A 12,445-nucleotide genomic window follows, 5' to 3' on the forward strand; every position below is an offset into this window, starting at 1 on the left:
AAGGAGGCCAATCACTATTTAAAGCCGTTCAGCCTGAGGAGGGGCATAATGCGCCGTCTCGAAGGCTTGATATGCTTCTGTTAAGACTTCGAGACAGCGCTTTGAGCTTCCTCACCCCGAAGGATCTTAAGTGTAAAATGGATCTTTTTGGGAGGATCTCTCAATTCTGGATGCTTAGGGATGGTTCGTAAAAATGAAGATCCAGTTATTATTTAGAGCCGTTCAGCCTAAGGAGGGACATAATGCCCCGTCTCGAAGGCTTGGGATGCTTCTCTTAAGGCTTCGAGACAGCGCTTTGCGCTTCCTCAGCCCGAACGACCCAAGGGGAGAACCGAGAAAAATAATCTTTTAGTTTTAATTTTTTGGGGATATCTCGGTTCGAGACGTGCTCTATCTCCACGAAATTTAAAAAGGAGGCCAATCACTATTTAAAGCCGTTCAGCCTGAGGAGGGGCATAATGCCCCGTCTCGAAGGCTTGGGATGCTTCTCTTAAGACTTCGAGACAGCGCTTTGCGCTTCCTCAGCCCGAACGAGCTTAAGTGTAAAATGGAACTTTTTGGGAAGATCTCTCAATTTTGGAGGCTTAGGCATGGCTTACAAAAATGAGTATGCTATTGCAGGCCAACTTTTAATAACGGTGCAAAAAAGAACAAAAAATATTTTGCGGATCATAATGCTTTTTTAAGCCAATCCAATCTTCGTATCGTTCTTCAAAATGATTTTTCCAAAATTGTTTTTTGGGGGATTCCCCTAAGTACCCCGAAAGATAACGTTTACCTCCATTAGGCAAAAAGATTGAGTCCAAATATTTAATGGTTTGCAAACAACTAGGAATGAATGCTGTGGGCAAGCCCGGATTTAAGATCATTAAAGCAAAAATATCATTACTTTTAGGAAGTTGTAAAAAACCTGCCGGAGAAACTGGAGCGACAGATGCAATATGGACTACAGGGGCATAGTGTATGGGTAAGGTCTCCAGCAACTCCTCCAAACTCTCTAATTGTGAACCAGGTATAAAGCATTCATACCACGGATGTTGTAAGTCCCATTGCCCAGTTGCTCTCATCGTACTAAAGCGTGAATCATGGCGATGTAAATAGGAGTGCATCGGTTCATCTTGAGTATGTAATAAACGCCAGGGACGTAATCCTAAATTACGGTAATCTGGAACAACGTCATCATATTCTATAGATACGTGTAGCGCATACAGCCATTGAGCAAAGGGTAGACGACCTTTTTCTGATAATTTTGCGCCCTGTATTGCGGGTGTGCAAAAGGATTCTACAAAATCTGCTTTCGTTCTACATAAATGTAAATCATTAAGCCAGCTTTCTTTATCGAGATAAACCAAAAAAAAAGTTCTGACGAATTTGCAACATGATCTTAACGCAATACATGCTTGAGTAATAAGGCCAAAACGTCCTTGTCCTCCTAAGCAGGCTTGCATTAGCGCAGATTGGCTATCAATCTGAATCAACTCTCCATTTGCTTGTATAATTTCCAATGCGTTGACATGTGCAGTCACACTTCCATATTTAAATGAAGAAGCGCCTATACCTCCGGCAGAAATCACCCCGCCAACAGACAAATTGCAATTATTAGGTACTACATAAGGAATTAATGATTGCTGCAATGTTTTTTCTAATAGAGTGCTCCAAGAAGTATTCGCTTCAACCCATATGGAATAGGGGTTTACTTCTGCTATGGAGTCAAAGTGTTTCATGTTAAGAATTAAACCTCCAGGTACTGCAAGAGATTGTCCAGATTGACTCATTCCATACCCACGCAGGGTCACAGGTAATTTATTTGCATGGGCATATTGGATTAATAATTGGGCGGCCTCTGTTGTTTCGGGTTCAAAGACGGCTATAGGATTAGAGTGAGTGAGCTTACCAAAATCTTCACAAAATGAAGCAAGCGTCTGCTCATCATTGAGCAGCGCTTGTCCTAATTTTTGATTACACAGCTTTATCTGAAATAAATTCCACTTGTTCTTTGTTTGCAGCATCTTGATAATTCCTTTGTTTGGCCAATTCGAGTCTTCGATTACAAGCAATAATCAATCCATCAAACATAGCGTTAAATGCATCGTAACAACGGTCAACCATTTTTAATGCTTCACGTCTTGTATGAATAGGTACTTGTCTTGAAAACAAGGAGCGTTCCATTTCTTCCTCAAATAAGGCATGTGCCATTTCTACTTCTAGATGTGAGGTAGAGAAATATTTCAAGTTCTTGTCATGTCCTGTTTTTTTCATTTGTTTTGATACTTTTTCAAAGAAAACATGACCAGATGATTCAATTGTTAAAAGGAGAACAATATTTAAAATTTCATCATTTGCTTTATAAACTTCAGCTAAAATAGCGTAAGCAGCATCGCGAGTTAATTGACTTTCTTTACTGTAAAGCCAACTGACATCATTAGTATCACATGATGGTTCTATAGTGACTGCTCCCATATATTTTTTGTCATGCAGAAACCATTTTTCATGGCCAGCATCTTCGAGCCTGTGGTGACGAGCTACTTTTTTCAAGTAAGGATCGCTCACACGCTCTTCATTTATTCTTAAAATATCTTGGAAAGTCATTGCCCAGAAAGTGAGTTCAGGGACAAAATAGCTTAACTCTTCTAAACTTTTCAATTGTTCCAGTATTGTAAAAAATGGATGATTCATAAATTCTTGTTGTTTGGAATCAATATAATCTTGTATGGTTTTCATAATACATCTCCATGCGAAATAATTTGTTGGACATTATTACTAATGCATCTTGCATACCAACTTTTTTATTCTTTATTTCTAATAAATCACTCATAAAGTGCCATTTATGCTTTATTTTTTACAAAATTAAACCTCTGAAACGGATAAAATGACAAAAAAAATCTCCCTATGTCAAAATTTTGACAAAGCAATCCCCTTGAATTTTCTATTTAATTTGAAAAATTAATTTATTTTAGTCAATTTTTTGTCATATTGTTTCAATTCATTCTCCACTTGGTTCCAGTTAATATCTTCGATCTTCTCCACCTTGTCACATATTGAATTTAAAAATTGCATTTGTAATTCTCCATGAGCTTGGGCTTCCGCATAAGGTGTATTAGTAAACATAACCAATACATGTTTTGAAACATAATGCTTAGGGTAGCGATGCATCAGCTCCTGTTCCAATTGTTTTTTTAAGTTAAATCGCTTATCTCTAATGTCTGTTTGAATTTCATGGAAATTGTCCATTGACATTTGCGCAACCGCATCAGTATTTACTTTTCTGGATTTATAAAATGCAGGCATTACTTTTTTCCAGTCATCTTTATATTGATCTAAAAGATCATTTAAAATACGACAATCTTCAAAGGCACTATTCATCCCTTGACCAAAAAAAGGAACAACACCATGTGCAGCATCACCTATAAGCAAACATTGATCTTGGTAATACCAAGGATCACATTTAATAGTACTCATATTTCCAGTAGGATGTCTTGTGAACTCCTCCAATAACTTAGGCATTTCGGGAAATGCATCAGGAAATGATTTTTTAAAAAAAGTATTAATTTTTAATTCACTGTCTAATTCAGCGAAACTATTTTTACCCTCACAAGGTAAAAATAAAGAACCGGTGATGGATTGATTAAGATTTGGATTACCTAATAATAAGAAAGCATCTCTAGGCCATAAGTGTAAATGTTCATGAATTAAATGAGTTTGTCTAGGCTCCCCAATAGAGAGCTCTTTATAACCATAGGGCAAAAACGTACGCGATGCTTTAATGACGCCTTTTGTTTTTAATTGTTCACGAACCCAGGAATTTGCTCCGTCTGCTCCAATTAAACAAGAATAATTTCGTTTTAAGATCGTATGATTTTTTAATTCAAAAACGGCAATTTTTCGTTCCAAATCTAATTCAGTTAGCTTCGTATTAAAATGAAAATGAACTGAAGGAAATTTTTCGGCTTCATTAAGTAATAACTTATTTAATTCGTTTCTTTGAATGGCATTAATGTATTCGTTTTGGTGTCTGCCAAAAGATTGAAGTTTAATTTCTCCATTAAGTTCATGAATTGCTCTTCCATGCATAGGAACCATGAGTTGTTCTACCTTGGGTAGAATACCAACTCCTGCTAGACCCGTAATGCCACGGCATGAAAGAGCGAGATTAATCGAGCGCCCATCATCCGTTTTCATTGAACGCAGATCGGGTCTTGAATCAAATATTTCAAGTTTGTATCCTCTTTTTGCCAAATAAAGTGCCAGTAAAGTTCCAGCCAAACCTGAACCAATAATAGTAACTTCTCTCATGCCAATCTCCTTGGGCTAAGCGTAAGCCTGGGTATAGTGCAACACGCCCCAAAATAATTTCCAGCACAAAATTACCGGGGGTGCTGCATTGCTCCTAGGATATGGTTTTATTACAGTGATTTATTTATTTCTCTATAGAAAATACTCATAAAAGTTGCGTCTTCATTTTTATAAGCAAAAATCATACCGACTTTGAAAAAGTAAGAAAATTGGGGAAAATCAAATATGTTGAATGATAAAGTTTTGTAATTCTTCTGCTTTTTGAGGGGTAGTGAAATAATATCCTTGTGCGTAATCACATCCATGTTGGGTGATGAATTCAAGCTGCAACTCTGTTTCCACTCCTTCTGCTAATACTTCCAAATTCAAACTATGGCCGAGATTGATAATTGCTCGAGTAATTGCGGCATCATTTTCACGATTTACTAATTCATTAATGAAAGATCGATCAATTTTCAATCTATCAACGGGAAATTGTTTCAGATAAGATAAACTGGAATAGCCCGTTCCAAAGTCATCGATGACAAGCTTTGCGCCCATGTCTTTTAATTCATACATCGTTTCAACAGCATGTTTGACGTTATCAACAAGCAAGCTTTCAGTAAGCTCCAACTCAAGATACTTGGCAGATAAACCCGTTTCGAGAAGCGTTTTTTCAATGATTTCCGATAAATGAGCCTGACGAAATTGGCGACCAGAAATATTTACTGCCATCGTTAAATGGCTATATCCTTGATGATGCCAACTGACTAATTGTTTGCACGCCTCTTTCAAGACCCATAAACCTATATCTAGAATTAAACCGTTTTCTTCAGCCATACTAATAAATTCACTGGGAGAAACATCCCCTAAAATATGGCTATGCCATCGCAATAATGCTTCAAAGCCAATAATTTTATTAGTTGCTAAGTTGATAAGAGGTTGATAAAGCAAATGAAACTCATTCCTTTTTAAGGAATCACGTAAAGCATTATCAAGCTGCATGCGATTAATGACGCGCATGTTCATTTCTTTATCATAACTACGATAGGTATTGCGACCACTGTCTTTTGCATGATACATAGATAGATCAGCATTTTTCATTAAAGATTCGTAATCATCTCCATCTTTAGGATAATAACTGATACCTATACTCCCTGTTATTTTTAAGTTATGTTGATCAATTCGAATAGGGTTTGCGATCGATCTTAAAATTTCTTCCGCTTTTTGTTGCGCTTGCTGCTCTGTAACAATATCTTGTAATAAAATAACAAATTCGTCCCCACCTAAGCGACATATTGTATCAAAATCATTAGTGGCAATAAGTAAACGATTGGAGACCGCTTGTAAGAGTCTATCACCAATACTATGACCTAAAGTATCATTAGTCATTTTAAAATGATCTAAATCCAAGAATAAAAAAGCTAGAATCGATCCTTTTTTTTTGGCTTGTAAAATTGCTTGATCCACACGGTCTATTAATAACACTCGATTGGGTAGTTCAGTGAGTGAGTCATGAGTTGCCTGTTGAATCAATTGTTGTTCCATTTCCCGACGTTGAGTAACATCGTTAAGAATACAGATATAATGTTTGACATTATCGAATGAATCTCTAACTGGGGCTACGCTTACTTCAGCCCAAAATACCTCTCCGTTTCGCTTAAAACATTCAATTTCTACTGTTTCCTCACGTAATTCTTTTATGGCAAAATTAAGTCGTTTATGACTTACATGTTCTACTTGACTACTATGAAGAAAAGAAAAATTTTGTCCTAATATTTGTCTTTCACTATATCCAGTAATCCGTTCAAAGGCCTTATTCACATAAATAATAGGCATGCTGCGTTTGGATATGTCAAAGATCGCTACACCAAGTGTACTTGCTTCAATAGCCCGCTCTCTAACACGCAGTTCATCTTCTTCCAGCAATTTCTGAGTGATATCTCTAAAGCTATACACTCGCCCTACAATTTCAGCACCAATTCGCTGTGGTTGCGTAAATCGTTCAAAAATTCGTCCATCTTTAAAGTGTAAAACAGGAAGTTCTCCTTGCCATTCTGGGTTTTCATACAGGTACTTTACATCAGCAATGACTGTTTCTGGATCACTTAATTGCTGTAAGATATATTCAAATCCAATACTTTCTGTTCCTGATTCCAGCATATGAGAAGGAATGCGCCACATTTCTACAAATTTTTGATTCCAATCTACGACTTGTCCTTGCCCATTGACCATCATGATGCCATCAGCAGTAGATTCAAGAGTAGCTCGTAATAGAGATAAAGACTTTTCTAATTCTAGATTTTTTTCAAGAATATCATGGGCCTTAATATTAATGTTCTCTGAAAGTGGCACATTAATAGAGCGTTGAAACTCAGGTTGAGTGTGATACCACTTTTCAAGTAGCGAAGAAAGGTTTGGTGTTGGCGCAATAATTCCTAACTCTTCGCATACATTAAGAAGTGAAGGATCTCGACCTTGCTTTTTAACTTTTTCTGCGGCTGTGGCAACTTTTTGATAGTCTATTTCCTGTCGTCTTGCCATATTCCCTCATTCCCTTACAGCATACAAATTAATTGGATGCAGCTTTGTATAAGCCCATTCTTTATTAAGTATATACCCGGAATTTAGTTTTTGCTGAAGGTAAGTTAGAAAATGTGAGGGACCAAGAATTCCCGCTTTTTGCGGGAATTAAGGAATAAGTATTACTTTATTTTTTTTGTAATTGTTGTACTTGGCTATTTACAGTTTGAATTTGTGTTTGTAATTGGCTTTGTGTCGTTTTTATTTGATTTTGTAATTGAGTATTCATTGTTTGTATTTGTTGTTGTAAATCAGCCTGCACTTTTTTAATTTGCGCTTGCAGCTGAGTATTGAGTTGTTGCACCTGCTGTTGTTGTTGAGTTTGCATTTGTTTCATCTGATTTTGGATTTGTGTATTAAATTGTGATAGGTCATCAGCAAAGGCAATATTGCTCAAAAAGACAGTACAAAGAAGTGATTTTATTAAAATTTTCATCGTCTTATTCCTTTAGGTGAAAAATTAACGGAGCATCCTACTTTAACCTAATCATCTATGATTGGCTAGATTGATTGCATAAACTTTTAATGAAATACACTATAAAATAAGTGTTATTTCAAATACAGTTATCGATGCATTGCTAAATATTGATCAATCATTTGTCGTGAGAGGCTTATAGGCTTTGGTAGTTGAGGTAATTTTTTTATAGAAAACCATTGAGCATCTTCAATTTCAATGGCATCTATTTGAATCTCCCCATGACTGTATTCAGCAATAAACCCCAGCATTAAATTACTTTGAAAAGGCCAAGGTTGAGAAGAAAAATAACGTAAGTTTTTAATTGTGAGCCCTACTTCTTCCTTTACTTCACGTACCACCGTATGCTCCAGCATTTCTCCTGGTTCCACATAACCAGCTAAGATACTGTAGACTCCAGGTAAAAAGTGGGGAGAGCGTGCAAGTAAGATTTCATCGTCTCGCCAAATTAATACCATCATAACCGGAGCAATTTGGGGAAAAATTAATGACTGACATGTGGGACATATTTTGGCTCGCTCTGTAGTACTCGCTTGGGTTTTATGACCACAATATCCACAAAATTGAGTACTTTTGTCCCAATGCAATAATTGTTTTGCGCGAGTAATCAATCGAAACAACTCATCATCCTCTAGAATTTCATGAGATTGACGCACATGTTGAAACTCCATACCAGGGGGTAAAACTGTGGGTTTTTGATCAATTTCTACAGAAAAACAAGGAATAGTCCCATAAACTCCTAAATAAATTTCACGTTCGCTTATAAGAGGAAGTTCATTGGTGCTAAAAAAACGAGGGATAGAGTTGTTTTTCAACAGAAGCTCTTCTCCATGGAAAATGAACCAAAAGGCAGCCTCAGTAAATGAAGTAGGAGGATGAAGTTGTGAGGTGAATAGTTTCGTCATAATTGGAGCTTATACTTTGTACTCTCTTGTTAAGTGTATCTATGACTGTAAAGGTGGTCAAATCTATCTTTGGCGTAAGACATCAATTAATGTAGTCCTTTATGCGGAAAAAGGAGATAAACCATGACATTTATGAATAATTAGCGATAGAATAACAGGTTAACTTGAAAACTCAGAGAAAAATATGAAAATATCAAAATCATGCGTCGTATTGAGCTGTTGCATCATTTTATTTTCTTTTTCGGCCTATAGTATTACTGAAACCGTGTCCCAATTGGAATCAGACGCCGCGCGAATTTCCATGTTGGAAAAAGCCTTAGCACCACAAAAAGTAGATGAAGTTGCCATTTTATTTGCAAAAGCCAATAAAGATCGCAATGGTGCTGTACAATTTATGCTGTTTTCTAATCGATTAAAAAATAAATATAAAGATCGTTGGCCTTATTGGGTTTCAGGGGTTTCTAGTCCATGGATTACCTCTTATACAATAAAAAAAGAAGCACAAAGCAAAAATTCATGGAAATTTAAAATAACGTATCAATGGGCAACAGCCGCTGGTCCCTTCAAGCCCTCGTTGGTACAGACCATTGTAGTGGCTCCCGTTCCTAACAATACCAGCTCGTCGCAAAAATTTTGGATTACTCAATTTAATGAACATTAAAAAAATGCTTGATTGAAAAATTTAAGTAGCACTCAGTTTATGTAGAGATACTATAATTATTTCAGGTACTCATTTAAGGAATAAATAATGTTTAGCGGAGAGAATATAATAAAAGAAGATTTTCAAAACATTTTATATCGGAACGGACTTTCTGCTAATGAGTTTAAAATCACCATACAGAATGGCTCAAGTTACGATCCAAATCAAATAGTCGGTACGCAAGTTTGGATAACTATCGAAAGAGATTCTATAAAAAAGCGATATGGTTTATACCGAACTAATTGGCCATATGATTTTGAAGCAGACTTAAAAAATGGTTACTTTAATATATAGGAAGTAGAACCACATAACTTATTGTATATTGAAGAATAAACCTTAAAATAATAAAAACCGTCAATAAATTAAATTATAATTGACCAATTAACTATCGTTGCTGTTGACCTATATTCTGTTTCGACTTACATAGGTTTTAAACCGGGATAAAATAGAGAGAATTCTATGGATATTATCAGGGGAACCTATACTACGTATATCCCGGAGAAACTACCTCTGTGGCGGATATTCCTGCCGCCTGTTTTTCTATCTTTGGTTTGTGTTTTAATTAGATACCAAACTAATGTACTTCTTTTTCATACTCTCGCTGAGTTAGTTGGTGTATTTATTGGACTAACCGCGATGATACTAGCGATCACAACCTCCCAATTCATAAAAAATCAATTTGTGATTTTAATTGCTCTGGCGGCAGGTTGGACTTCTGTCTTGGATATAGGTCATATTTTAGCTCACAAGGGGATGAATTTATTACCTCATGGAGGCAATAACCTAAGTACTCAGTTTTGGATATCTGCTCGTTTTCTTCAAGCGATTACTTTTCTTCTAGCAACCTATTTTTTTAGACACACCGTAAAAATTTGGATTATTAATCTTTGCTTCTTATTTATCATTTTATTATTTTTTATAGGCATATTTTCAGGCCATTTTCCTACAGTTTATATTGAATACTTTGGCCCCACATGGTTTCAAGCATATTGTGAATGGGGAGTTATCATTATTTTTATTACAGCATTGATGCTGCTTTGGCATGAAAAAAGAATGATGACTAAAGAAACATTACATTATATATCTTTATGCATCATCACTTTGATTGTGTCATTATTCCTGTTGTCCTATTATAAAAATTCTTATGATATCGCATATTTAATCGGTCATCTGCTCAGGATATTTTCGTTCTGGTTTATCTATATCGCTTTGGTAATAGAATCTTTACGTCGGCCGTTTGCAATGTTTATACGCACAGCTACTACCTATAACAATATCCCGGATCCTACTTTTTCTGTGCAATCCGAAGGGATTATCCTCCAAGCGAACAATGCCGCAGGGAAATCGGCTCATAAAAAAGCTGAAGAGTTAGTAGGATTATCATCCCACCTACTTTTTCATAATAAATCTATAGACCAAAAAGATTGTCCTGTCTGTTCCAAACTTTCTACTTCAAGAAATAAATATACCGTAGAATTTGAGACGGAAAAGGGAATCTGGTTGGAATGCAGTGTATCACCTATAAATTCTGATTTATTTCCTAATTCATGGGTCCAGGTAGTTAGAAATATTACTTTTCGGAAGGTACTTGAAAAAGAGCGAAAAAAATTAATGCATGACTTAGGTGAGCGTATTAAAGAACTTAGATGTCTATACACCATTTCCAATTTAATTGCTTTAGGAAAATCGAGTAAAGAAGAATTACTCAGAGGAGTGGTTCACGCACTACCTAAAGCGTTTCAATTTCCAGAGTATATGGTTGCAACAATAGAAAGTAAGTGGGGTAATTTTAGCTCAGAGCCTAATGCAAAAAAGTTACCCTATCAGCTGGAAAAAGAATTGATAATCGATAATGAGGTAGTTTTAAAAATAATGGTATTTTATTGTGTTCAACCCCCAATATTAAGAACTATCTTTTTACCTGAAGAGTCTGCTCTTTTAGATTCGGTGACAACACTTTTACAAAATACCCTGAAGCGATTTTGTTCGGAACAATAAACCAACGAATGCAAAAAAAATTGTTTTATGGAACGTTGCTTAATATAACCTTAATCTTTTTGTAGTATTATTATCGATCAGGTAGATAAAATTATACATAACTTAGAGATATATCAATATGATTATTGCACTCGCACTCTTGAAAGTACTTATTATGCCTGCGTTTCTTAAGCTAATGAAAAACTACCGTAATCAAAAGAAAGACAACTATATTCAAAAAGAAACAAGACCACAGCCTATAAATGTTTAAATAAAAATTTATAAAACGAGCTCTTCCTATTTTAATTAAAGGGGAGTCCGATATAAAAAGTGAGTAATTTTTTATATCGGATTCTTTAAAAAATTTCCTATCTTTACTTTATAAGCATTTAGTACCACTCATTATTGAGGCTCTTTTAGCTTAAATTCCATCAACGTAAACAAACTGTTCGTTACGTAACTGTTTTTAAAAGTAAAACCTGCTGGTTCAATCGATTTTTGCCATTCGGCTAAAGTGCGCTGACGACCGCCCAACAATACCATCATAACGATATCCATTGTCTTATTGGGATGAGGCTGATTGTCATCAGGCATGACTTGTTCAGCAATAAATAAGGCTGCGTGCTTTGGCATTTGTTGCGCGCAATTTCTTAATATTTGATGCATCATCTTATCATTGAAATCATGTAAAACACCTTTAAAAATATAAGCATCTGCACTTGGTATCGTCGCAAAAAAATCACCCTTTTGGAGACTGATATTAGGAGAAAAATCTGCAGAATTCAGCTGATCAATAACTGCTGGCGTATCAAATACAATAACCCCAACATGAGGATGTTTGTTACTGATTGCTTTCACTAAACCGCCTCGCCCGCCCCCCATATCAATTAGAGTCGAAAATACAGAGAAATTAAATACATCAGCGATCGATGCATCATCATAAGTAGAAAGTTTAGCCATTCCTCTATCAAAATTATGTTGTTTCTCAGCATCTTGACTCAGGTAATGGAAAAAATTATCGCCATGTTGGATTTCGAATGCGGGCTTTCCAGTTTTAAGACTTGCCTCTAATTGAGAAAAAGCTTGCCACCAACTGTCATCAACCATACACAATACATCGCGTATAGAATGCGGATCTTCATCGCAAAGTACCTTGGATAATTCGGTTAAAGAATAAAGGCCATCCTTGTAATGAAACAAGTCATAAGAACAGAGAAACTTTAATACCCTATCCAATAATTCAGGTTTACTTTCCGTAGCTTTTGCAAGTTCATCAATATATTTAGGTCCAGATAATAGATAATTCGCGACGCCTAACTGGGCCACTGCATGTAATGCCCGAGATACTACATACCATCGCGACATAATCGCTAATTGAAGATGAGGTTTTTCCATTTGATAGTGCATTTATCATTCCCTGTTAACAAACCTTCTCTATTATTTGTTAATGAACACAAAAAGTTAAGTATTTTCTCTATCAATTAAAATAAAAAATTCATTGGAGTAATTATTCTCTGGCACACCTTACACTCA

General features: G+C 35.8%; 10 protein-coding genes. 3 read left to right on the forward strand and 7 right to left on the reverse strand.

Features of this window, described 5'->3' with window-relative positions; translation table 11 throughout:
- Positions 1 to 629: 629 nt before the first annotated feature.
- The 6 genes from DYH34_RS15140 to nudC form a co-directional block, all read right to left on the reverse strand.
- Positions 630 to 2,009: an FAD-binding oxidoreductase gene (locus tag DYH34_RS15140; protein WP_058464936.1), complete on the reverse strand. Its 1,380-nt coding sequence runs from the start codon at positions 2,007 to 2,009 to the stop codon at positions 630 to 632.
- Positions 1,960 to 2,721 (reverse strand): hypothetical protein, encoded by a 762-nt coding sequence (locus DYH34_RS15145; protein ID WP_058464935.1) that lies wholly within the window; start codon positions 2,719 to 2,721, stop codon positions 1,960 to 1,962. Before DYH34_RS15145 ends, DYH34_RS15140 begins: the two co-directional genes overlap by 50 nt.
- A gap of 222 nt (positions 2,722 to 2,943) precedes the next feature.
- Entirely contained in the window at positions 2,944 to 4,293 is a 1,350-nt protein-coding gene (locus tag DYH34_RS15150) for an FAD-dependent oxidoreductase (protein WP_058464934.1), read from the reverse strand.
- A 219-nt stretch (positions 4,294 to 4,512) separates the two neighbouring features.
- On the reverse strand, positions 4,513 to 6,816 hold the full coding sequence (locus tag DYH34_RS15155) for a bifunctional diguanylate cyclase/phosphodiesterase (protein ID WP_058464933.1): 2,304 nt from the start codon (positions 6,814 to 6,816) through the stop codon (positions 4,513 to 4,515).
- Between the two features lie 166 nt (positions 6,817 to 6,982).
- The gene (locus tag DYH34_RS15160) at positions 6,983 to 7,291 is read right to left on the reverse strand and encodes a hypothetical protein (RefSeq protein ID WP_058464932.1); all 309 of its coding nucleotides are present in this window, start codon (positions 7,289 to 7,291) and stop codon (positions 6,983 to 6,985) included.
- Positions 7,292 to 7,419: 128 nt separating this feature from the next.
- Positions 7,420 to 8,235: an NAD(+) diphosphatase gene (nudC, locus tag DYH34_RS15165; protein WP_058464931.1), complete on the reverse strand. Its 816-nt coding sequence runs from the start codon at positions 8,233 to 8,235 to the stop codon at positions 7,420 to 7,422.
- Between the two features lie 184 nt (positions 8,236 to 8,419).
- Here nudC and DYH34_RS15170 point away from each other — a divergent pair, with 184 nt between their 5' ends.
- From DYH34_RS15170 to DYH34_RS15180, 3 genes are all read left to right on the forward strand, one after another.
- Entirely contained in the window at positions 8,420 to 8,896 is a 477-nt protein-coding gene (locus DYH34_RS15170) for a hypothetical protein (protein WP_058464930.1), read from the forward strand.
- 87 nt (positions 8,897 to 8,983) lie between these two features.
- Positions 8,984 to 9,229, forward strand: a complete 246-nt coding sequence (locus DYH34_RS15175; protein ID WP_058464929.1) for a hypothetical protein — start codon at positions 8,984 to 8,986, stop codon at positions 9,227 to 9,229.
- 165 nt (positions 9,230 to 9,394) lie between these two features.
- On the forward strand, positions 9,395 to 10,933 hold the full coding sequence (locus tag DYH34_RS15180; protein WP_058464928.1) for an MASE3 domain-containing protein: 1,539 nt from the start codon (positions 9,395 to 9,397) through the stop codon (positions 10,931 to 10,933).
- A 381-nt stretch (positions 10,934 to 11,314) separates the two neighbouring features.
- On the opposite strand, the gene DYH34_RS15185 is transcribed toward DYH34_RS15180, so the two are convergent.
- Positions 11,315 to 12,319 (reverse strand): methyltransferase, encoded by a 1,005-nt coding sequence (locus tag DYH34_RS15185; protein ID WP_058464927.1) that lies wholly within the window; start codon positions 12,317 to 12,319, stop codon positions 11,315 to 11,317.
- Positions 12,320 to 12,445: the final 126 nt, after the last annotated feature.

It is taken from the genome of Legionella cincinnatiensis (genome assembly GCF_900452415.1).
Classification (GTDB): domain Bacteria; phylum Pseudomonadota; class Gammaproteobacteria; order Legionellales; family Legionellaceae; genus Legionella; species Legionella cincinnatiensis.

Bases quoted from the DNA above. Each gene is read 5' to 3' on its own strand.
- DYH34_RS15140 (WP_058464936.1), bottom strand. From the start codon at position 2,009: ATGCTGCAAACAAAGAACAAGTGGAATTTATTTCAGATAAAGCTGTGT.
- DYH34_RS15145 (WP_058464935.1), bottom strand. From the start codon at position 2,721: ATGAAAACCATACAAGATTATATTGATTCCAAACAACAAGAATTTATG.
- DYH34_RS15150 (WP_058464934.1), bottom strand. From the start codon at position 4,293: ATGAGAGAAGTTACTATTATTGGTTCAGGTTTGGCTGGAACTTTACTG.
- DYH34_RS15155 (WP_058464933.1), bottom strand. From the start codon at position 6,816: ATGGCAAGACGACAGGAAATAGACTATCAAAAAGTTGCCACAGCCGCA.
- DYH34_RS15160 (WP_058464932.1), bottom strand. From the start codon at position 7,291: ATGAAAATTTTAATAAAATCACTTCTTTGTACTGTCTTTTTGAGCAAT.
- nudC (WP_058464931.1), bottom strand. From the start codon at position 8,235: ATGACGAAACTATTCACCTCACAACTTCATCCTCCTACTTCATTTACT.
- DYH34_RS15170 (WP_058464930.1), top strand. From the start codon at position 8,420: ATGAAAATATCAAAATCATGCGTCGTATTGAGCTGTTGCATCATTTTA.
- DYH34_RS15175 (WP_058464929.1), top strand. From the start codon at position 8,984: ATGTTTAGCGGAGAGAATATAATAAAAGAAGATTTTCAAAACATTTTA.
- DYH34_RS15180 (WP_058464928.1), top strand. From the start codon at position 9,395: ATGGATATTATCAGGGGAACCTATACTACGTATATCCCGGAGAAACTA.
- DYH34_RS15185 (WP_058464927.1), bottom strand. From the start codon at position 12,319: ATGCACTATCAAATGGAAAAACCTCATCTTCAATTAGCGATTATGTCG.